The 21,447-nt window shown below is 71.2% G+C and carries 16 protein-coding genes; 8 read left to right on the top strand and 8 right to left on the bottom strand.

Translation table 11 applies throughout. The annotated features are described in order from the left end of the window. Positions 1-85 precede the first annotated feature (85 nt). Both ACFWV3_RS06270 and ACFWV3_RS06265 read left to right on the top strand, forming a co-directional pair. Positions 86-1,087 (top strand): sugar ABC transporter substrate-binding protein, encoded by a 1,002-nt coding sequence (locus ACFWV3_RS06270; protein WP_382408887.1) that lies wholly within the window; start codon positions 86-88, stop codon positions 1,085-1,087. 88 nt (positions 1,088-1,175) lie between these two features. Next, positions 1,176-2,621, top strand: coding sequence for an amidohydrolase family protein (locus ACFWV3_RS06265; protein WP_382408885.1), 1,446 nt, complete (start codon positions 1,176-1,178; stop codon positions 2,619-2,621). Here the strand turns inward: ACFWV3_RS06265 and ACFWV3_RS06260 are convergent. From ACFWV3_RS06260 to ACFWV3_RS06250, 3 genes are read right to left on the bottom strand one after another with little or no spacing between them, the layout of a single operon-like run. Then, positions 2,618-3,595, bottom strand: a complete 978-nt coding sequence (locus ACFWV3_RS06260; protein WP_382408883.1) for an alpha/beta fold hydrolase — start codon at positions 3,593-3,595, stop codon at positions 2,618-2,620. The genes ACFWV3_RS06265 and ACFWV3_RS06260 overlap by 4 nt on opposite strands. Positions 3,596-3,635: 40 nt before the next feature. After that, positions 3,636-6,152, bottom strand: a complete 2,517-nt coding sequence (locus ACFWV3_RS06255; RefSeq protein WP_382408881.1) for a LuxR C-terminal-related transcriptional regulator — start codon at positions 6,150-6,152, stop codon at positions 3,636-3,638. A gap of 14 nt (positions 6,153-6,166) precedes the next feature. Beyond that, complete coding sequence (locus tag ACFWV3_RS06250; protein WP_382408879.1) at positions 6,167-7,051, bottom strand: DUF5829 family protein; 885 nt, start codon at positions 7,049-7,051, stop codon at positions 6,167-6,169. Between the two features lie 58 nt (positions 7,052-7,109). Between ACFWV3_RS06250 and ACFWV3_RS06245 the strand changes: the two genes are divergently transcribed. After that, positions 7,110-8,168 (top strand): class I SAM-dependent methyltransferase, encoded by a 1,059-nt coding sequence (locus ACFWV3_RS06245; RefSeq protein WP_382408877.1) that lies wholly within the window; start codon positions 7,110-7,112, stop codon positions 8,166-8,168. On the opposite strand, the gene ACFWV3_RS06240 is transcribed toward ACFWV3_RS06245, so the two are convergent. Together ACFWV3_RS06240 and ACFWV3_RS06235 are read right to left on the bottom strand one after the other, a co-directional pair. Then, positions 8,162-8,854 (bottom strand): MerR family transcriptional regulator, encoded by a 693-nt coding sequence (locus ACFWV3_RS06240; protein WP_382408875.1) that lies wholly within the window; start codon positions 8,852-8,854, stop codon positions 8,162-8,164. The two genes, ACFWV3_RS06245 and ACFWV3_RS06240, sit on opposite strands and share 7 nt — an antisense overlap. Positions 8,855-8,861: 7 nt before the next feature. After that, positions 8,862-10,154, bottom strand: a complete 1,293-nt coding sequence (locus ACFWV3_RS06235; protein WP_382408873.1) for a serine hydrolase domain-containing protein — start codon at positions 10,152-10,154, stop codon at positions 8,862-8,864. 105 nt (positions 10,155-10,259) lie between these two features. Here ACFWV3_RS06235 and ACFWV3_RS06230 point away from each other — a divergent pair, with 105 nt between their 5' ends. Together ACFWV3_RS06230 and ACFWV3_RS06225 are read left to right on the top strand one after the other, a co-directional pair. After that, entirely contained in the window at positions 10,260-10,841 is a 582-nt protein-coding gene (locus ACFWV3_RS06230) for a toll/interleukin-1 receptor domain-containing protein (RefSeq protein WP_382408871.1), read from the top strand. After that, complete coding sequence (locus ACFWV3_RS06225; protein ID WP_382408869.1) at positions 10,838-11,146, top strand: hypothetical protein; 309 nt, start codon at positions 10,838-10,840, stop codon at positions 11,144-11,146. Before ACFWV3_RS06230 ends, ACFWV3_RS06225 begins: the two co-directional genes overlap by 4 nt. A gap of 6 nt (positions 11,147-11,152) precedes the next feature. Here the strand turns inward: ACFWV3_RS06225 and ACFWV3_RS06220 are convergent, their stop codons facing one another. Beyond that, positions 11,153-12,775 (bottom strand): glycosyl hydrolase family 8, encoded by a 1,623-nt coding sequence (locus ACFWV3_RS06220; RefSeq protein WP_382408867.1) that lies wholly within the window; start codon positions 12,773-12,775, stop codon positions 11,153-11,155. Between the two features lie 105 nt (positions 12,776-12,880). Then, entirely contained in the window at positions 12,881-13,711 is an 831-nt protein-coding gene (locus ACFWV3_RS06215) for a patatin-like phospholipase family protein (protein ID WP_382408865.1), read from the bottom strand. Between the two features lie 162 nt (positions 13,712-13,873). On the opposite strand from ACFWV3_RS06215, the gene metH reads away from it, so the two are divergent. The 3 genes from metH (at position 13,874) to ACFWV3_RS06200 (ending at position 20,521) form a co-directional block, all read left to right on the top strand. Beyond that, positions 13,874-17,446, top strand: coding sequence for a methionine synthase (gene metH / locus ACFWV3_RS06210; RefSeq protein WP_382408863.1), 3,573 nt, complete (start codon positions 13,874-13,876; stop codon positions 17,444-17,446). A 121-nt stretch (positions 17,447-17,567) separates the two neighbouring features. Then, positions 17,568-18,602, top strand: coding sequence for a sugar ABC transporter substrate-binding protein (locus tag ACFWV3_RS06205; RefSeq protein ID WP_382408861.1), 1,035 nt, complete (start codon positions 17,568-17,570; stop codon positions 18,600-18,602). After that, entirely contained in the window at positions 18,599-20,521 is a 1,923-nt protein-coding gene (locus ACFWV3_RS06200; RefSeq protein ID WP_382408859.1) for a putative bifunctional diguanylate cyclase/phosphodiesterase, read from the top strand. The genes ACFWV3_RS06205 and ACFWV3_RS06200 overlap by 4 nt, the downstream gene beginning before the upstream one ends. Here ACFWV3_RS06200 and ACFWV3_RS06195 read toward each other — a convergent pair. Then, on the bottom strand, positions 20,512-21,444 hold the full coding sequence (locus tag ACFWV3_RS06195; protein WP_382408857.1) for a phosphotransferase: 933 nt from the start codon (positions 21,442-21,444) through the stop codon (positions 20,512-20,514). The two genes, ACFWV3_RS06200 and ACFWV3_RS06195, sit on opposite strands and share 10 nt — an antisense overlap. Positions 21,445-21,447 lie beyond the last annotated feature (3 nt).

The following is a 21,447-nucleotide window of genomic DNA, read 5'->3' as shown; positions in this document are numbered from 1 at the left end:
GCTTTCGAGCGGTCAACTGATGGGGCTTTCCGTGGTTCGCGCAGTCCGTGTCGTCCTGCCAGCGGTTTTGCTCGCGGTGGCGGGGGTGAGCGGATGCGGCGGCGAGAAGACGTCGGATGACCCGCCCACAATCGGGTTCCTCGCGCAGAACAACAGCCGCGACTTCTCGCGCGAGATGAGCGACGGCTTCCGCGCCGGCGCGGAGATCGCGGGCGGCGTGAAGGTGGAGCTGACCGGACCGGACACGCACGACGGCCTCAAGCAGGTCGAGCTGCTGCACGACCTCGCGACGCGGGCCAAGGGCGGCATCGGGGTCTCCGCGGTCGCGCCGGAGCTCGTGGCCGAGCCGATGGCGCAGGTGGTCGGGCAGGGCATCCCGGTGATGGCGGTGGCCGGCGGCCAGGTCGCGCCGGGCAGCGAGGTCAAGTTCATGATCGAGAACGACGGCTTCGACCTGGGCAGGACGCTCGCGGACGTCACCGCGGACAAGCTGCCGCCGGACGCCACCGGCAAGATCGTGATCGGCAGCAACTCCCCCGCGATGCCCGCGCTCGACCAGCGGGTGCTCGGGATGCGGACCCGGCTGCTGGAGCGGATGCCGAAGCTGCAGGTGATCGGCCCGCTCGACACCGGACGCGATGCCGTCACGAACCTCGCGACGTGGCAGCGGATCGCCGACGCGAACACCGACGCGCTCGCGTTGCTGGGCGCCGGCGACGTCGACGCGGTCAACCTCGCCGCGGTGCACGCCGAGAAGAACGGGAAGTGGCTGGCGGCGTCGTTCAGCATCGACCCGAAGGCGTTGCAGGGCGTCAAGGAGGGGCACCTGTTCGCGACGATCTCCGCGGAGCACTTCCTCAAGGGCGCCGTGGCCGGGTGGATGCTCGCCCAGCACGCGAAGAGCGGCCGCAAGCTGCCGGAGGGCTGGTTCGTCGCGCCGGGCCTCGTGGTGCAGGCGGCCAACGTCGACGAGATCACCCGGCGCCAGGCCAGCGAGTCGACCCGCCTGCAGGCGTTGAGGTCGCAGATCGACGCGCTGACGGCGGATCCGATGAAGTACCTGCGCCCACTCGACCAGGCGCGCTGAGCCGAGCGGCGCAGCCGGCCTTCCACCGCGGTGACAGGCCGCGGACCGTGAGCGAGCATGCAGGCACCCCGCCGTTTGGAGGACTTGCATGATCAACCGTAGGACGCTGGCGAAATCCGCCGGCGCCGCCCTCGCGGTCTCGGCCACAGCCGCCGTTCCTGCCGCCGTTCCCGCCACCGCCGCTCCCGACGCGGACACCTCCCGCCGCCGCTACCTGATCCGGGGCGGCGCCGTCGTCACGGTCGACCCGGTCCTCGGGACGCTGCCGCGCGCGGACGTCCTGATCGACGACGGCACGATCGTCGGCATCGGCCCCGGCCTGGACGCGCGTGGCGCCAGGGTGGTCGACGCGACCGACATGATCGTGATGCCCGGTTTCGTCAACACGCACTTCCACATGTGGAGCGCGCTGGGCCGCAACTTCGTGGCCGACGGGTTCCCGTACTTCGCGGCGAAGCGCGCCACATCCACGTTGTACGAACCCCAAGACGTCTATCGGAGCGTGTTGCTCGGGCTCGCCGAACTGGCGAACGCGGGCGTGACGACCGTGCACAACTGGTCCAACAACACCCGCTCACTCCCCCACGCCGAGGCGGAGCTGCGTGCGCACCGCGACGGCCTGCTGCGCGCACGGTTCTCGTACGGACATGTGGACCAGATGCCGCGTGACGTGCCGATGGACTTCACCGGCGTGGACAGCGTGCGGCAGCGGTACTTCTCCCGCGGCAGCGCGTTCGACGGCTTGGTGCACCTGGGCGTCTGCGTGCGCGGGCTGTCCCAGAGCGACGAGCCTGCGTTCTTCGCGGACATGGACGCGACGCTGAGCCGTGGCCTGCCGGTCTCGATCCACGCGGGCCAGTCCCCGCCCCGGATCGTCGACGCGGCGGACTACGAGCGGCGCGGCTGGCTGGGACCCAAGACGCTGCTGACGCACTACGTCACGGCGCTGGACAGCGACATGGAGATCATGGCGCGCACCCGCACGCCGTTGAGCTGGTCGCCCCACTCGGAGTTCCGGCTCGGCGCGGCCGGCGACCCGCGGGACACCCTGCTGCGCTTCCGCCGGGCGGGCGTGCCGGTGTCCCTGTCCTCGGACGCCACGTCGATCGCGCCGTCGGACTCGTTCGAGTCGATGCGCGTCGCCTGGACCACCGGAATCCCCTGGCAGGGCACACCTTCGGCCACGCTGCCGGAGGTCGGGTTCCGCGACGTGCTGACGATGGCGACGCTGAACGGCGCCCGCGCGCTCGGCCTCGGCGACGTCACGGGGTCGCTCACGGTCGGGAAGCGGGCGGACGTCGTGCTGGTGCGCACCACCGACGTGAACCTCGCGCCGGGCGGGCTGTTCGAGACGACGTTGGTGCAGGCAGCGACCCCTGCCAACGTTGACACCGTGTTCTCCGACGGCCGGATCGTGAAGCGGGGCGGCCGACTGGTCGGGTACGACGTCGAGCGGATCGCGCGGGAGGCGAGGGCTTCCTCCCTCCGCATCCGCACGGCCGCGGGCGGGATCCTGACGCCGCCCGCCGTTTAGCGCGTCGCGTCGAGCACCGCGCGGGTGAACGCCTCCGGGGCCTCCTGCGGGACGTTGTGCCCGATCCCGTCGAGGACGCGGTGCTCGTAGCGTCCGCCGAACTGCTTGCGATAGGCGGCGCCGTCCTTGTTCGGCCCGTCGAAGTCGCTGCCGATCGTGATCGTCGGGACGGAGATCACGGGCTTCCGCGCGAGCTTGCTCTCGAGGCCGTCGTAGCGGCGTTCGCCGTCCGCGAGCTGCAGGCGCCAGCGGTAGTTGTGGATGACGATCGCGACGTGGTCGGGGTTCTTCCAGGCCGTGGCGCTCCGGGCGTAGGTCGCCTCGTCGAAGTTCCACCGCGGCGAGGCGAGCTTCCAGATGAGTTTGTTGAACTCGTAGGAGTTCCGCGTGTAGCCCTGCACGCCGCGTTCGGTCGCGAAGTAGTACTGGTACCACCAGCCCAGCTCGGCCTGCGGGGTCAGCGGTTCCTGGTTCTGCGCGAGGTTGACGACCAGGTAGCCGCTGACCGACACGAGCGCCTTGACCCGGTCCGGCCACAGCGCCGCGGTGACGCAGGCGGTCCGCGCGCCCCAGTCGAAGCCCGCGACCGTCGCCTGGCGGACGTTCAGCGCGTCCATGAACGCGATGACGTCCGCCGCGAGCGCGGACTGCTGGCCGTTGCGCTGGGTGTGCGCGTGCAGGAACCGGGTCGGGCCGTAGCCGCGCAGGTACGGGACGAGGACGCGGTGGCCCTGCGCCGCGAGCGCCGGTGCGACGTCGACGTAGCTGTGGACGTCGTACGGCCAGCCGTGCAGCAGGATCGTCACCGGGCCGGTCTTCGGGCCCAGCTCGGCGTACCCGATGGTCAGCAGCCCGGCCCTGACCTGCTTGATCTCGCCCCACGACGGGGTGGACGCGTGCGCGGCCGGCGTGAGGAGGGGTGCCGCCACGCCCGCCACCGCCAGTGCCTGGGAGAACTGCCGCCTGCTGATCATGACTGGGACGTTAGGGCGGGTGTCGTGGCGCTCGCGAGCGTCAGGTGACGGTGTCGGCGTACGTCATGAGTGCGTCGTCCAGCTCCGTGCGGGCCGTGACGCCTAGCTTGGGGAAGATGCGGTGCAGATGGGTGCTCACGGTGCGATGAGACAAGTGCAGCCGTTCGCCGATTTCCTTGTTCGTCAGCCCGTCGGCCGCCATGCGCGCGATGGTCAGTTCGTGCTCGGTCAGCTCACCCGTGCCGATGCGCGACTCGCCCGACGCCCGCAGCTCGTCCTTCGCGCGCTCCGCCCAGTCCTTCGCACCGAACGCCTCGAACGCCTCGTCTGCCGCTTTGAGGTGCGGCCGTGCTTTCGCCGCTTGACGCTGCCGACGCAACCACGCGCCGAACGCCAGTTGCGTCCGCGCACGCTCCCACGGCGAGCTCTTCGCTTGCAGCGCCGCCTCGTAGAGCGCTTCGTCCTCGGCCAGCAACGCCCGCGCGTACCTCAGTCCTGACGCCAGCGCCGGTGAGCTGGTCGCGGCGTCCAGCTCGTCCACGATCTTGCGTGCCGCGTCGGCGTTGCCGCTGCGCACGGCGGCCTCGACCAGCTCCGGCAGTACGTACCGGCGCAACGCCAGCTGGTAGGCGGGATCGGCCGGGTCGTGGACGCGGAGGACGGCGGCGAACGCGTCGGCGTACTTCCCCTGGCCGAGCGCGGACAGGCACCGGGCCAGCTGCACGGTCGCCAGCACCGGCCGCGCCCCCGCCGCGAGCCCGATCCGCTCGGCCTCGGCCGCGTGGTGGGCGGCGTCGTCGTGGTCACCGCGCAGGGCGGCGATCTCGGCGAGGACGGCGGCGGCCAGCCCGCGCATGTACGGCTGGGACGTCTCCGTGGCGAGTTCGGCGGCTTCACGGGCGGCGGGCTCGGCGGCGGCGAGGTCGCCGAGGCGGGTGCGGCTCCATGCTTCGACGGCCAGCGCCCTGGCCAGGAGGCCGTAGCGGCCTTGGGCTCGGAAGCCGCGCTGGGCGGCGGTGGAGAGGCGGACGGAGTCCTCGAAGGCGCCTGCCTGGAGGGCGGCGCTGCCGAGGAGGCGGAGGGTGGCGGGGTCGGCGGTTCCCGTGGCGCGCAGGCCCGTCACCACCGCGTCCCCCTGCTCGGCCGGGCACACGTACGCCAGCATGGCGAGCATCCGCGGGTCGCCGGGGTCGATCGGCAGGCGCCGGGCCACCGCCGCGATCCGGTTCCTGACCTCGGCGCCCGGCTCGACCCAGAAGCAGCGCATCGCGACGCTCCAGAAGATCCGCAGGCCCAGCTCGACGTCGCCGTCGGCCACCACGGCCTCGGCCAGGCCGACCAGCTCGCCCGGACCGGCCGCGCCCTCGCCCACGCCGTCGTCGAACGCGCTCGGCAGCCACGTCACCAGCGCCTGGTCGCGGGTGGTCAGGTCCAACGCGCGCGCGTCCAGCAGGATGCGTTCGACGTCGTCGCGCCGGCCTGCCTCGGCCGCGAGTTCGGCGGCGCGCAGCAGGCGACGCGCGCGCTCGGCCGTGTCTCCCAGCGACGCCGCACGTTCCAACGCGCGCACGGCGGCCGCGGCGCCGCCACGACGCAACGCGCGGTCTGCGGTTTCCTCCAACAACAGCGCGACTGTCTCGTCCACACCGTCCACGGCGCCGGCGAGGTGCCATGCGCGCCGGTCTGGTTCCGAAGCAGACGCAGCGAGCCGGAGATGGGCGTCACGGCGTTCAGAAGCGCTCGCCGTACGTTCGACCGCCGACCTGATCGTCGGGTGCCGGAACGCGCCATCCCGGTCGACCAGCCTGGCCTCGACCGCCGCCGGCTCCACGCACGGCGGACCGCCGAGTGCCGCGTCGAGCAGCGCCGCCCGCACCTCGCCCGGCAGCGCCGCGAGCCGAGCCGCGAACGTCTCCTCCAGCGAGTGGCCGCCGAACGGCAGCTCCACCAGGGCCAACGGGTTGCCGGCGGCCTCGGCGAGCACGCGCGAGCGACGTTCCGGAGTCAGGGAAGGCGCGACGGACGACAACAGAGCGGCGGCATCGGACGAGCCCAGAGGTTCCAGCGCGAGCGTCGGCACGCCGTCGAACACGACCGAGCGCGACGCCACGACGAGCACGGCACCGGTCAGCCGTCGTGCCACGAACCCGAGGACGTCCAGGCTCGCCGAGTCCAGCCAGTGCGCGTCGTCCACCAGCACGACGGCTCCGGCGGCGCTCAGCACGTCCAGCGCGGCGAGGCCCACCAGGTGCACGGGCGGGACGGCACCCGCGGCCAGTCCGAACACGACCTCCAGAGCCGACCGCCGCACATCGGCCAGTGCGGACAGGTCCAGGAACGGGTGCAACACCTGGTGCAGCCCGGCGTACGGCAGGTCCTGTTCGGACTCGACTCCCACGACCACGTGCCCGGACAGCGACTCCGGCAGCGACGCGAGCAGGGCCGACTTGCCGGCCCCCGGCTCGCCGACGACCTGCAGCGCGCCGCCCGCGTCCGCCAGGCCGGTCAGCCGGCGCAGCTCCCGCTCGCGTCCCACGAGCCCGCTTCGTCGATCCATCGGGTCCCAGGGTGTCAGAACGTCCAGACGGCCCGCTTGCCCGGACCCACGACCAGCGTCGACGTGCCCAGCCGCTCGACGTGCCGCGCGACGCCGTGGTTGAGCTCGAACTCGACGCGCTTGAGGCCGGTCTGTCCCATCGGGACCACGTCGAACCGCATCGTCGTGCCGCCGCGCGTCGCCACGGCGCCGTGCTCGTCGGCGCGCGGGGTGAAGCCGCCCGCGCGGAGCAGCGGCACCGTGGCCTCCAGGTCCGCGGCGGTGACGGCGAGCCGGATCGAGGTGATGTCGCGCATCAGCCGGTCCTGGTAGAGGTCCGGCAGGTAGCGCTCGCGGCTGACGTCGCCGGGGAACTTCGCCGGCCCGACCTCGCTGCGCGGGTCGGCGAGGTACTCGTCGCGGTACTCCATGGCCCAGGCGCCGAACCGGTCGTAGGTCTCGACCAGGAACGTCGCGTCGAACCACGGCACCGGCTTGCCGTCGCCGAAGTCGCGCGTCTGCAGGAAGTCGATGGGCGACTGGCCCGCGGCGCGCAGCCGGTCGTCCAGCGTCCCGATGTCGCCGTCGCGTTCGGTCGAGAGGCCGAGTCCCGCGGCGCCGAGCTCGCCGTCCTGACCGCCGACGTCGCCGACGCCGAAGACCTCGATGTAGGTCTCGCGGCCGCGCAGGTACCGGCCCGTCCAGACGCTGCCGTCGGCGCCGGTCGTGGTGCGGACCTCGAAGTCGGCGAACTCCCGCAGGTAGGAGGAGTGCTCCACCGCGTCTGCAGTGGCGCGGTCGAAGGTTCCCCACACGTGGTTGTAGAAGAGCAACTGCCGCTCACCCGCGTGAGCCGGAACCGCCGTCACCAGCACCAGCAACGCCACCAAGATCGTGTATGAAACTCGTCGGATCCCCATGCCGGGGATGGTAAGTCGCACCCGCTCAAGCCGGACTCAAGTCATCGAGGGGGACTCTGTGCTCGACGCCGCCCGCTGGACGGTTCTCGCCCCACTGCTGCAGGCCGCCACCGCCGGACCCGACCTGCTCGACGCCACCATCCGCGGGCTCACGCCGGGCGCCGTCGCCGAGGAGGTCCTGAAGGAGATCGGCGAGCACGACGTCCGGCTCGACCTCACCTTCGACGGCGTGACGACCAGCCACCTGCTGGCCGGCGCCGACGTCGTGGTCTCGCTCGACCTCGCCGACGCGGTGCGCGGCCTCTACGCCGGGCAGCCGTGGTCGAGCCTCGCCGTGAGCACGCCGGACCCCGAGATCGACGAACGCGGCGTCCAGGGCTGGTTCGCCGCGCGCAAGGGCCTCGCGCCGTCCGTCCAGGGCCTGCTGTCGGCACTGCGGCCGGTCCGGCGCGACCTCGGCGAGCTCGCCGTCGAGCTGGGCACGGACAAGTGGGGCGACCTGCACTGGTACACGCAGCACTACGAGCGCCACTTCGCGCGGCTGCGCACCGAACCCGTGCGGGTGCTGGAGATCGGCATCGGCGGCTGGGACGACCCGGACAGCGGCGGCGGCTCGTTGCGGATGTGGCAGCGGTTCTTCCCGCGGGGGCTGGTCCACGGCCTGGACATCGCGCGCAAGAACGTCAGCGGGCCGCGGATCATGACCGTGCGGGGCGACCAGTCCGACGCGGAGTTCCTCGACCGGCTGGGCCGCGAGCTCGGGCCGTTCGACGTCGTGATCGACGACGGCAGCCACTTCAACGACCACGTGCGGACGTCGTTCCACGCCCTGTTCCCGCACGTGCGCCCCGGCGGGCTGTACGTGGTCGAGGACCTGCAGACGGCGTACTGGCCGGGCTGGGGCGGTCACCCGGAGGGGACGGACGGCACGTCGATCGGGATGCTGAAGTCCTTCGTGGACGGCCTGAACCACGCGGAGGTCGGTGATCCGCGTGGCACCGGGACGTCCCTGCAACGCACCATCAGCGGGATCTCGTTCCACCACAACATCGCGTTCGTCGAGAAAGGACTGAACGCCGAGGAGGGCGGGCCGGAGTTCCTGCGGACGTTCTACTGACTCAGCACGTCCCACGCGGGTGAGGACGCCCCGGCCGCGGACATCGCCAGCGCGGTGATCTCCGGATCGGCCACCGGCATCGCCGGACGGTTCCCCAGCCACGCGGCCGCCCGCTGCGCCAACGCGGGCAGCCGCGGGTCGTCCGGCGCCAGCCCGAACGCCTCGTCGTAGTCGAGGTAGATCCGCTGGAACTCCGGATCGGCGAGCGCGTCGGTCTTGTCGGCGAGCCACACCGCGGCCTCCTCGGGCGCCACGGCCTGCATGAGCACCCAGACCTCGCGCTCCATCCGCACACCGCGGTCGCTGACTCCCAGCTCCCGCAGGCGTTCCAGCAACGCCGCCGCGTCGTCGGTCAGGAACAGCGCGGTGCCGGCTCGCAGCCGCGTGACCCGCTCGCGCGCCAGCCGGATCTCCTCCTCCCGCCGCCGCAACGCCTCGCCGATCTCGGCGACCGCCGCCCCGAACTCCTGCTCCGACGCCCCGAGCAGCTCCTTCACCCGCGCGAGCGGCACCCCGGCCTCGGCGAGCGTGCGGATCTTGACCAGGTCGATCGCGTCCTGCGCGTCGTAGCGGCGGTAACCCGAGTGGTCGCGCTCGGGCTCGGGCAGCAGCCCCATTTTGTGGTAGTGCCGCACCGCTTTCACCGTCACCCCCGCGTACCGGGCGAGCTGGCCGATCGTGATCACCGGGCGATCATCCCACCCGGCCGAACAGCCGGCCGGCGAGATCGACGCCGACAACCACGCCGTCCTCCCGCGTGAAGAACCCGCGCTGCCCGGTGAACGCGCCACCCGTGATCACGTACTCGTCCGCGCGCAGCAGCCCCAGCGGGAACGGCGCGTGGTCGGCCGGCAGCTCCACCTCGGCGGCGTCACGGATCTCCGGCCGGAGCAACACCTCCAGCACCAGTCCGGTCCCCGTGTCGTCGATGGTCATCACCATCGCGTCGTTGTCGTAACGCCCGGCCACCTGACGTGCGTCGACGGCGTTGTACGGCAGGGGTTCCGGGTCGCGGTCGGCGACGCCGGCGAAGTCCTCCAACGCCTTGCGCACCACCGCCTGGTTGAACGGGATCCCGTCCGGCCCCTGGTTCGCGACCGACACCACCGCGAAGCCGCGCTCGGGAACGATGAGCAGCTCCGCGAACTGCCCGTTGGACGAACCCCCGTGCCCGATCGTCCGCACGCCGTCGATCTCGCGCAGGAACCAGCCGACCCCGATCGCGTCCCCGAGGTTGCTGCCGCGCAACACCGCCGTGGGCCGCCGCATCCCGGCCAGGTCCGCGGCTTCGAGGTGGAACCGCGCCCACTTCAGCAGATCGGCGACCGACGCCGCGATGCCGCCGCCGGGGTTGTTGGCCCGCCAGTGCCGCCACGGCCTTGCCACCACACCCTTCTCGTGCCCGACGGCGAACCGGCGCGTCATCACCGCGTCCCGGTCGAAGTGCGTGTCGCGCAGCCCGAGCGGCTCCAGCAGCAACGTCGTGACCGCCTGCTCGTAGGTCTGCCCGGTGACGTTCTCGATGATCCGGCCGGCGAGGGTGAACCCGGACTGGCTGTAGGAGGCCCGTTCCCCGGCGGGCGCGACGAGCTTCAGCGTCGCCAGCGCGGCGACGTGCCGGGCGAGCGCGTCGTCGCCTTCGCCGGTGTCGACGAGCGTGCCCCAGTCGAGGCCGGACGTGTGGTTGAGCAGCTGCCGCACGGTGATCTCGCGGCCATCGGCCAGTTCCAGCTCCGGCACGTACGCGCGCACCGGCGCGTCGAGGTCCACCCGCCCGGCGGCCGCCAGGCGCATGACCGCGGTCGCGGTGTAGGTCTTGGTGACCGAACCGAGCAGGAACAGCGTGTTCTCGTCGACGGGCAGCGGGTTCTCGACGCTGGTGACGCCGTGACGGAAGAAGTGCTCGCGTCCGTCGTGGAGGACGGCCGCGGCGGCACCGGGGACGGCGAAGTGGCGGGCGGTCTCGGCGAAGAAGTCGTTGTCCACGGGCCACAGCCTCGAACCCTGACCCAAGGGCAAGGTCAAGCAAGTGTCCACTTACTGTCCCAAAACGCCGTTAACGCCTCCGCGAACCACCTCGATGTAGTCCCCGTGCGCCGCATCTTCCTGAGTTACCGCATCAACGACAGCGTGCACGCGACCGCCGCGATCGCCACCCACCTGGCCCGGCACTACGGCCAGGACAACGTGTTCCGCGACCGGGACTCCCTGCCGCTGGGCTCGATCTACCCGCGGCGGATTCGCCGTGAGGTGGAACGCGCGGACGTCGTGCTCGCCGTCATCGGCCCGTCGTGGCTGAGCATCAGGAACAAGAACGGCGAGCGGTGCCTGGACGACGAACGGGACTGGGTGCGCACAGAGCTGCGGATGGCGTTCGACCGCGGCATCCGGGTGGTGCCGGTGCTGCTCGACGGCACCCCGCTGCCCGCCCCGGAGATGCTGCCGGGCGACCTCCGGCTGATCAGCCACTCGATGTACTGGCAGGTGCGCCACCGCACGTTCGAGTCCGACGTCAACGGCCTCATCGCGACCTTGGACGGCGACCGGCCGGCCGCGCCACCCGCTCCGCAGGCGGGTCCACAGCAGCACAACACCGCGACCGGCGGCGGGACCGTCTACGCCAACCAGGGCGGGAACTTCACGATCAACCAGAACCGCGGAGGCCGCCGATGACGCAACCCAACACATCAGGGCCGAGCCAGCAGAACACCGCGCACAACGGCGGCACCGTCTACGCCAACCAGGGCGGCAAGATGCGCGTCGACAACCGCACGTACATCAAGGCGAAGGTGCACGCCTGGACCGGGTGGGCGGTGCTCGTCATGCTCGCGGCCGACACCGTGTTCTTCTTCTACGGCGCCTCGGCCTACACCGGTACGCAGGGCGACTCCGGCGACCTCGTGCGGGCCGGCGTCTACCTGGTCATGATGGCAGTGACCATCAGCCTCGTCCGGCGGTGGTTCCGGACGAGGCTGTAGGCCGGTCTACGGCACCCAGTGGTTGCCGGTCACCGTGATCATCACCTGCAGCTGGATGCTGGCCGAGAAGTAGCTGCTCGAGTCGATCGGAGTCGCCAGCATCTTGGCCCACAACGCGTCCAGCCACGCCTGGCTGCCCGGGTCGGTCGTGGCCGCCACCGCGAACGGCGCGAAGAACGCGGCGGCGCTGCCACCGGAGATCTGCGTGCCGTTGAGCTGGTAGCCCTGACCGATCGAGCTCGGGTTGCCGCCGGTCTTGGCCTTCACCCACGTGTTGAGCTTGCGGGCCGCCGCGAGAGAAGCAGCGTCACCGCTGGTCACCGCATCCGCGCCGATGCGCCAAGGGTCGCGGCAGGCGTTCCACGAGTACTTGCCGTCGTTCTCGCTCTCCAGCACCTCGCCGGCCGGCGGGCGTGGTGAGGAGTTCGTGTTCTCCACGAAGTCCGGCAGCAAGCCCGTCGACGGGGCGAAGTTGGCCTGCAGAGACGAGATCAGGTTCTGGTGCGCGGTGCGGATCGTGTCCCACGCGCCGTCGCCCGTCGCCTTCCGGAACGCCCGGAAGTGGTCGACCATCCAGTCCGACGACCGGGAGAGGTAGTAGTACTGGTCGCCAGAGCTGGTCCAGTCGCCCAGCTTGAGCAGGTTCGTGGCAGGGTTGACCTCGCTGGCCTTGATCGCGTTGATGTGCCGGATCGCCAGCTGCTTGTAGTTGTAGGTTCCCGTGCTGCCCCACTGGCGGTCGGCCAGCAGCAGCCCGTAGGCCACGTCCAGGTCGCCGTCCGTGGCGCCGTCGCCGCCGTTGACGCTGCGGCAGCTCACGTCCTGCTCGGCCGCGAGCAGGTCCGGGTTGATCGACGACGGGTGGTCGATCTTCCACTTCACCAGGCCGTCGAAGATCTTGCGCGCGTCGGCGTCGGCACCGGCCATCGTCGCGGCGATCACCATGCCGTAGCCCTGCGCCTCGGCCACGTACGGGTGGTCCGCGTCCGGCGAGATCACCTGGTACCAGCCGTTGCCGCAGTTCTGCCGCACGAACGCGGACTTCCAGCGCTGGTAGTAATCGACCACCGCGGCGTCCAAAGTGGACGTGCTGCCGGACGGCCGCAGCACGCCCGACGCGTACGGCTGCAGCCTGCTGCCGAACGCGTAGCCCGCACCGGACGGCGGCGGAGTGCCGTCACCGGCGCCGTAGACCTCCAGCTCCCACAGCGAGTACCCCCACTCCGTGCCGCGCGCCGTGCCGTAGACCCGCACGTACCGGCCGGTGCCGGACACGGTCAGGTCGTCGACACCGCCATCACCCGAGCTCGTCGAGTACACGTCCGTCCACGACGACCCGTCCGAAGACGTCTGCACCTGGTAGGCCCGCGCGTACGCGGCCTCCCAGTTGAGCCGCACCCGGCTGACCTTGTACGTCGACCCGAGGTCGACCCGGATCCACTCGGGATCGTGCGCCTCGGCCGAGGCCCACCGGGTCGACGTGCTGCCGTCGACCGCCTTGCCCGCCTCGAACCCGGACCCCTCGACCGACGAGGCCGTTACGGCCCTGCCCTGGGAGACCAGCGGATCCGCCGCCGAAGCACTGGTCGTCCCTGCCGCGAGGAGCCCGAGCACGAGCACCCCTGACACCCATCTCCTGCCCACGAACCACCCCATTAGTTAACAAACCTGCCTGAATGCGCGCGACAGTAGGCGGGGCGGTCACGTCCGGACAAGAGGCGGCGGGGACCGGAACTAGTTCCAGACCTCCCTGACGGCCTCCAGGACCGACGCGGCCTGGGCGAACCCCGCTTCCGCGGCCGGTTTCCGGCGCGCAGGGTCGAGCAGGTTCTTCCCGATCGCCGCCAGCGCCGTCTCGTCCGGGCTGAGCACGATCGACGGCACCCCGAGCTTCGCGACCTGGGCCCGGGGCGTCGCGGCGGCACTGGCCGCACGGGTCAGCGGCGCCACGACCACGACCCGCGAGTACCCGGCCGCGAGGTCGACGTTCGCCACGGACCGCATGCCGCCGTCCATGTATCGGTGGCCGTCGATCGTCACGGGCGGCCACACCAGCGGCACGGCGCAGCTCGACGCCACGGCCTTCACCAGTGGCACGCCGCTGTCCCGGTCGAAGGCGACGAACTTTCCGTCCGCCACGTCCACCGCGGTCACCTTCAACGCGCTCGACGGCCACTCCTTGACGGACAGCCGGTGCTCGAACACCTCCAGCCGCGACTCCTCCGACGGCGTGCGCGCCTTCACCGCGGCACGACCGAGGCGCGCCCGCTTCGCCGCCGGCGTCCCCGGCATCACGTAGGTAAGCGCGTACCTGGCGACCATCCACGGCGTCAGCCGCGCCGGGATCTCGCCGTCCGGCGGCAGCAGCTGGCTCGCGTACAGGTCAGCCAGTGGAACACCACCGGCGAGCTGCGTGGCCACGACGGACCCGGCCGAGGTGCCCACGAACAGGTCGGCGCCCGAGAGGTCGGCGCCCTGCTCAGCCAGTCCGTGCAGAATCCCGGTCTCCCAAGCGATTCCGGTGACACCACCGCCGCCCAGGACCAATGCGCGTTCTCCAGTCACGCGGGCCATCCTATGGAGTGAGACGAGTTCCTGGTCCATGGTCGGCGTTGGTAACCTGGGCGGCGAAGCCGAGAAGCGCTGCAACGGGCCAGGGAAGGTCTGCCACGCTCGTCTTCGCACGACCACGGAAAAGGGCGCTTCCGACGTTCATCGGGAGCGCGTGTGGCCGGTCTGAAGTCCCTGCTGAACCAGCGCATCGCCGTGCTCGACGGCGCCTGGGGCACGATGTTCCAGCAGGCGAAGCTCTCGCCGGCCGACTACCATGGCGCGGAGTTCGCGGACCACCACACCGACGTCGTCGGCGACCCGGACCTGCTCAACCTCACGCGTCCCGACCTGGTGCTCGACGTGCACCGGCAGTACCTCGCGGCGGGCGCGGACATCACCACGACGAACACGTTCACCGCCACGTCGATCGGCCAGGCCGACTACGGGCTCGAGCACCGCGTGCGCGACATGAACATCGCCGGCGCGCGGATCGCCCGGCAGGCCGCGGACGAGTTCGGCGGCCGGTTCGTCGCGGGTTCGGTCGGTCCCCTCAACGTCACGCTCAGCCTGTCGCCCAAGGTCGAGGACCCCGCGTACCGGGCCGTCACGTTCGAGCAGGTGAAGGCCTCCTACGCCGAGCAGATCTCGGCGCTGCACGAGGGCGGCGTCGACCTGCTGCTGATCGAGACGATCTTCGACACGCTGAACTGCAAGGCCGCCATCGCCGCCGCCCGCGAGGTGGCGCCGGACCTGCCGCTGTGGATCTCGGTGACGATCGTCGACCTGTCCGGCCGCACGCTGTCCGGCCAGACCGTCGAGGCGTTCTGGGACTCGATCGCGCACGCGGAGCCGCTGGTCGTCGGCGTGAACTGCTCGCTGGGCGCCGAGGAGATGCGCCCGCACGTCACGGACCTGGCGCGGCTGGCCGACACCTACGTCGCCTGTCACCCCAACGCCGGGCTGCCCAACGCGTTCGGCGGCTACGACCAGACCCCGGACGAGACCGCGGCCCTGCTGAAGGACTTCGCGGGCAAGGGCATCGTCAACGTCGTCGGCGGCTGCTGCGGCACCTCCCCCGCGCACATCAAGGCCATCGCCGAGGCCGTGAAGGACGAGACCGCGCGCGAGCTGGTCCCGCCGCGCCACCGGACCCGCTACAGCGGTCTGGAGACGTTCGAGATCGGCGCGGACACCGGGTTCGTGATGATCGGCGAGCGCACCAACGTCACGGGTTCCGCGAAGTTCCGCAGGCTGATCGAGGCCGACGACCACAACGCCGCGCTCACCGTGGCGCTCGACCAGGTGCGGGGCGGCGCGAACCTGCTCGACGTCAACATGGACGCCGACCTGCTCGACGGCGAGCAGGCGATGACGACGTTCCTCAACCTGATCGCGACCGAGCCGGAGATCGCCCGCATCCCGGTGATGATCGACAGCTCGCGCTGGAGCGTGCTGCAGGCCGGGCTGCGCTGCGCGCAGGGCAAGGGCGTGGTCAACTCGATCAGCCTCAAGGAGGGCGAGGGCCCGTTCCTGGAGCAGGCCCGCACGATCCGCGACTACGGCGCCGGTGTCGTCGTGATGGCGTTCGACGAGCAGGGCCAGGCCGACACGACCGAGCGCAAGGTCGAGATCTGCGGCCGCGCGTACGACCTGCTGACGCAGCAGATCGGCTTCCCCGCCGAGGACATCATCTTCGACCCGAACGTGCTCGCGGTCGCGACCGGCATCGAGGAGCACAACGGCTACGCCAAGGCGTTCATCGACGCGCTGCCGCTGATCAAGGAGCGCTGTCCGGGCGCGCGCACCAGCGGTGGCATCTCGAACCTGTCGTTCTCCTTCCGCGGCAACGACGTCGTGCGCGAGGCGATGCACTCCGCGTTCCTGTTCCACGCCGTCAAGGCCGGTCTGGACATGGGCATCGTCAACGCGGGCCAGCTCGTGGTCTACCAGGACATCGCGCCCGAGCTGCTGGAGCTGGTCGAGGACGTCATCTTCAACCGGCGCGAGGACGCGACGGACCGGCTCGTCACGCACGCCGAGACCGTCAAGGGCCCCGGTCAGAAGCGCGTCGTCGACCTGTCGTGGCGCGAGGCCCCGGTCGCGAAGCGGCTGGAGCACGCGATCCTGCACGGTGTCGTCGACTTCATCGAGGACGACACCGAGGAGGCCCGCCAGGCCCTCCCGCGGCCGCTCGACGTGATCGAGGGCCCGCTGATGGACGGCATGAAGGTCGTCGGCGACCTGTTCGGCGCCGGCAAGATGTTCCTGCCCCAGGTGGTGAAGAGCGCTCGGGTGATGAAGCGCGCGGTCGCGTACCTGGAGCCGTTCATGGACGCCGAGCCCAAGGCCACGACCGGCGGCAACGGCAAGGTCGTGCTCGCCACGGTCAAGGGCGACGTGCACGACATCGGCAAGAACATCGTCGGCGTCGTGCTGGGCTGCAACAACTACGAGGTGATCGACCTCGGCGTGATGGTGCCCGCCGCGAAGATCCTCGACACCGCGATCAAGGAGCACGCCGACGTCATCGGCCTGTCCGGGCTGATCACGCCGTCGCTCGACGAGATGGTCTCCGTCGCCGAGGAGATGCAGCGGCGCGGCATGAAGCTGCCGCTGCTGATCGGCGGCGCCACCACGTCCCGCCAGCACACCGCCGTGAAGATCGCCCCGGTCTACGACGAGCCGACCGTCCACGTGCTCGACGCGTCGCGGGTCGTCGGCGTCGTGTCCGACCTGCTCGACGACCGGCGCGGCCACGAGCTGAACCTCACGAACCGGGCCGAGCAGGCCCGGCTGCGCCACCAGCACGAGAACCGCAGGCAGCTGCCGTTGCTGGACTTGGCGGCAGCGCGCGCGAACTCCGAGAAGGTCGACTTCACCGAGCTGCCGACGCCCGCGTTCACCGGCGTCCGCACGATGTCGCCCCCGCTGGCGGAGCTGCGCGAGTTCATCGACTGGACGTTCCTGTTCCTCGCGTGGGAGCTGAAGGGCAAGTTCCCCGCCATCCTCGACCAGCCGGTCGCCCGCGAGCTCTACGACGACGCGACCGCGCTGCTCGACGAGATCGTCGAGAAGGACCTGTTCACGGCCAAGGGCGTCTACGGGTTCTGGCCCGCGCACGCCGAGGGCGACGACATCCGGCTGGAGAACGGCGTCCTGATCCCGATGCTGCGCCAGCAGACGCAGAAGCAGGTGTCGCGCCCGAACCGGTCGCTGTCGGACTACGTCGCGCCCGAGGGCGACCACCTCGGCGGCTTCGCGGTGACGATCCTGGGCGCCGACGACCTCGCGGCGAAGTACGAGGCCAACCAGGACGACTACCGCGCCATCATGGTGAAGGCGCTGGCGGACCGGCTCGCCGAGGCGTTCGCCGAGTGGATCCACCTGCGGGCCCGCCGCGACTGGTTCGAGCCGGACGCCGACCCCGCGCTCGCCGACCTGCACGCCGAGAAGTTCCGCGGCATCCGTCCCGCGCTGGGCTACCCGGCCTGTCCCGACCACACCGTGAAGCGCCAGTTGTTCGACCTGCTCGGCGCGGAGGAGATCGGCGTCGGGCTGACCGAGTCGTTCGCGATGACGCCGGCCGCGAGCGTCAGCGGGCTGATCTTCCAGCACCCGGACGCGAAGTACTTCACCGTCGGGCGGCTGGGCCGCGACCAGGTCGAGGACTACGCGCGCCGGGCGGGCAAGCCGCTCGCGGAGGCCGAGCAGTGGCTGCGTCCCAACCTGGGGTACGAGCCCGCCTGACGTCTCCGCTGTGTGAAAGCGCTTGCCCCCACCAGGGTCCGTCACTCCGATTTGGCACCGTCCGATGTAGGCTCGGCCGCTCTGGACATCACATCACCGACGGTCGAGCCCGAGGTCATCCATGCGAGCTGCGGCGCTGGTTCTGGGACTGGTGCTGTTGTCAGGCTGCGGCACCACCGCGAGGTCGGACGCGTCGCCCCACGTCGGTTTCGTGGTCAAGCGCACCGGCACGTCGTTCGCGCGGGAGATGACCAGCGGGTTCCAGGAGGGGGTCGGCCGCGCCGGCGGCGTCACCGCGACCGTGACGGGGCCTCCCGGGCAGGACGGGCACCGCGAGGTCGCGCTGTTCCGGGAGCTCATGACGACCGCGAAGAGCGGCATCGCCGTGGCCACGTCCGAACCCGCCCTGATGGCGCCGTCCATCGCGGAGGCGCTGGGCGAGGACATCCCGGTGGTCGGCGTGGACATGCGGCTCACCGGTTCGCGGGTCAAGCTGCACATCGGTAACGACAACCACGAGCTCGGCGAAAAGCTGGCTGACGAGGTGGTGCGCCGGCTGCCCCCGGACGCGACCGGGACCGTGGTGCTGGGGAACACCGCACCGGGGCTGTCCGGGTTCGACGACCGGGTGGACGGCATCCGGGAGCGGTTCGCGGAGAAACTACCGGGAGTGCTCGTGCTGGGGCCGTTCGACACGCAGCGCGACGACGACGCCAACCGGGACTCGTGGCGGCGTCTGGTCGCCGCGAACCCCGACGCGCTCGCGTTCATGGGGACAGGTGACTGCGACGGGATCAGCCTCGCCGCGCTCAAGACGGAGAAGAAGTCGGCGAGATGGCTGGTGGGCGGGTTCGGGGTCGACCCGAGGACGTTGCAGGCGGTGCGGGACGGCGTGATGGTGGCAACGATCTCGCCCGAGCAGTACCTGAAAGGCGCCCTGGCTGGTTGGCTGCTCGCGCGGCACGCGACGGGCAGGGCGGCGCTGCCGCAGGGCTGGATCGAGACGCCGGGCCTGACGGTGACCACCTCGAACCTCGACGTGGTGCTGCGCAGGCAGGCGTCGGAGCAGTCGCGCAAGGAGTACTTCCAGCCTCAGATCGACAGCTTCGTCGAGGATCCGGCGAGCTGGGTGCGACCGTTGGAGCAGGCACGGTGAGCTTTGGGGAGAACCGCGGCACCGCACGGGTGGCCACGGCAGGGCTGACGCTCGGGCTGCTGGCCCTGGCCGGGCTGGCGCTGTGGAGCAGCATCAGCGCGCAGAACACGACCGCGTACGTGAGAAAGCTCAACGAGACCGGCGAGCGGTGGAGCCGGGTGCTCGAGCACATCAACGTCGCCGACAACGCGTTGCACGACGTCCAGGTGGCGCGGACCGAGCAGACGCTCAAGCCGCTGGAGAACTCCGTCGGCGCGGCGCGCGACGAGCTGGAGTGGCTGAACACCAGCGCCCGGCCGTCCGACGCCGCCGTGGCCGGCCGGCTGCTGCCTCTCTACGACCAGACCACCGACACGCTGCGCAGGGTGATCGCCACCGGTGACCCGTTGCAGGCCGACCAGGCCTCGCTCGCGCACTCGTCGCTGCGCCGCCAGATCTCCACGACCATAGGGGCCAACTGGCTCGACACCACCGAGTACCTGCGCGCGGCCGACGAGCGCAACGCGCAGCTGCGGATCGCCCAGATCGTGGCGTTCGTCGTGGACGGGTTCCTGGTGGCGCTGTTCGGGATGGTGCTGCTCGGCTACCGGCGCAAGATACTGCGCCAGGCCGCCAAGAACGAGCACGAGGCGCACCACGACGCGCTGACGGGTCTGGCGAACCGGACGCTGCTCGCGCGGCGGATGGAGCTGGCCGTCGAGAAGGCGCGCAAGAAGGACGAGCCGCTGGCGTTGCTGATCGTGGACCTGGACCGCTTCAAGGAGGTCAACGACTCGCTGGGCCACCACACCGGTGACCTGCTGCTGCGCCAGGTCGCCAACCGCCTGTCCTGGGCCGTGCGCGACACGGACCTGGTGGCACGGCTGGGCGGCGACGAGTTCGCGGTGCTGCTGCCCGGCGTCGGCTCGGCCGAGAACGCCGGCATGGTCGCGGAGAAGATCCTCCAGGCGCTGGCGCTGCCGGTGACGCTGGAGGGGCTGGAGCTGGAGATCGCGGGCAGCGTCGGCGTGGCGCTGTGCCCGTCGGACTCCGGCGACGGCCACGAGCTGCTGCGGCACGCGGACATCGCGATGTACGCGGCCAAGCGCGAGAAGTCCGGTGTGGCCGTCTACGACGCACGCCTGCACGAACGCGGCGCGGCGCACCTGACGGCCGTGACGGAGCTGCGGCACGCGATCGACCGCGGCGAGCTGTTCCTGCACTACCAGCCCAAGGCGCTGGCGAACACGGGCGCGGTGTGCGGGGTCGAGGCACTGGCCCGCTGGCAGCACCCGACGCGCGGCCTGGTGCGTCCCGACGAGTTCATCCCGGTGGCCGAGGAGAACGGCCTGATCGAGCCGCTGACCCGGTACGTGATCGACGCGGCGCTGCGGCAGTGCCGGGCGTGGTCCGACGCGGGCTGGGAGGTGCCGGTGTCGGTGAACGTGGGCGCGGCCTGCCTGCACCACACCGAGTTCCCCGGCGACGTGGCCGACCTGATCAAGCGCCACGGGCTGCCCGCGCGGCTGCTGACGCTGGAGATCACCGAGTCCGCGATCATCTCGGACCCGGAACGGGCCGTGGAGGTGCTGCGCGGCCTGACCGACCTCGGCGTCCGGTTGTCGATAGACGACTTCGGCACCGGCTACTCGTCGATCTCGTACCTGCGCAGCATGCGGGTGCACGAGATGAAACTGGACCGGTCGTTCGTCACGCACATGTGCACGGACGCGGGCGACTCGGCGATCGTGCACGCGCTGGTGGCACTGGCCCGCAACTTCGGGTTGCAGGCCGTGGCGGAGGGCGTGGAGGACCAGGACACCTGGACGGCGCTGGCCGAGGCCGGGTGCGACGTGGTGCAGGGGTACTTCCTCAGCGAGCCGTTGCCCGCCGAGGAAGTCGTGTCCTGGCTGGGAGATCGCGCCGCGGCTCACGCGTAGTACGGCTCGGTGTCCCGCCACTGGTCGATGAACGGCTTCATGAAGTCGACCATGGCGGGCAGCTGGTCCGCGCACGACAGGTAGGCGAGCACCCGGACGGCGCCGACGGCGTTGACGAACCGCAGCACCTCCGGGTCGAGCTCGCGCAGGCCGTTGCGGCGCGCGCCCCGGTCGTACGCGGCTTCGAGCTCGCGCCCGAGGCCGCCGAGGTCCCACTCGACCGGCCCGTACGTGACCAGTTCGAAGTCGGAGAACAACGGGCCGGTCGTGCTCGCGAAGATGTTCGCGGGCGGTGAGTCGCCGTGGATCGGCTGCAGGTCGATGCCGGGGAAGCGCTTGCGGAACGCCGCCTCGTCGGCGACCAGCGGTTCGAGGACCTCCCACTCCCGCTTGGCCCTGGCCAGGTCCTCCGCCGTGACGAGGTCGGCGAGCCGGTCGAGGCCCTCCCGCACGAACCGCGGCTCCGCCGACGACAGGAACTCCAGCTCGCCGGGGTAGTCCCGGAGCGCCTTGTGCAGGTCGGCGGAGAGCTCGGAGTTCCTGACGTAGTCGGGTTCGCTGCTCTTGTCCTCGTCGGTGAACGGCCAGAACGTGATCGAGAAGCCGTCGCGCTGGACCGGTTCACGCGGTACCAGGGTGCTCGGCGGGATCACCGGCGTGCCCTGCTCGTGCAGCCACTGCGCGACGTCGAGCTCCTGTTGCTGGCGCTTCTTCAGGCTGTCGAGCGTCGTGGTGTGCGGCAGGACGGTCGGGACGCGGGCCACCACCGGCGCCGGCGCGAGGTGGACCACGACGGAGAACAGCTCGTAGAGCACTCGGCCCTCGGCGATGGTGAGGCCGAGCTCGCGACCCGCGGCCACCGCGGCGTCTCGGGCGGCGGTCGTCCGGCGGGCGATGTCCTCGGGGGTCGCGAAGGCGGTCATCGC

It is taken from the genome of Lentzea sp. NPDC059081 (assembly GCF_042738015.1).
GTDB lineage: Bacteria > Actinomycetota > Actinomycetes > Mycobacteriales > Pseudonocardiaceae > Lentzea.
This window is presented reverse-complemented; position numbering and strand designations above follow the sequence as displayed.

Bases quoted from the DNA above. Each gene is read 5' to 3' on its own strand.
- ACFWV3_RS06265 (WP_382408885.1), top strand. From the start codon at position 1,176: ATGATCAACCGTAGGACGCTGGCGAAATCCGCCGGCGCCGCCCTCGCG.
- ACFWV3_RS06260 (WP_382408883.1), bottom strand. From the start codon at position 3,595: ATGATCAGCAGGCGGCAGTTCTCCCAGGCACTGGCGGTGGCGGGCGTG.
- ACFWV3_RS06255 (WP_382408881.1), bottom strand. From the start codon at position 6,152: ATGGATCGACGAAGCGGGCTCGTGGGACGCGAGCGGGAGCTGCGCCGG.
- ACFWV3_RS06250 (WP_382408879.1), bottom strand. From the start codon at position 7,051: ATGGGGATCCGACGAGTTTCATACACGATCTTGGTGGCGTTGCTGGTG.
- ACFWV3_RS06225 (WP_382408869.1), top strand. From the start codon at position 10,838: ATGACGCAACCCAACACATCAGGGCCGAGCCAGCAGAACACCGCGCAC.
- ACFWV3_RS06205 (WP_382408861.1), top strand. From the start codon at position 17,568: ATGCGAGCTGCGGCGCTGGTTCTGGGACTGGTGCTGTTGTCAGGCTGC.
- ACFWV3_RS06195 (WP_382408857.1), bottom strand. From the start codon at position 21,444: ATGACCGCCTTCGCGACCCCCGAGGACATCGCCCGCCGGACGACCGCC.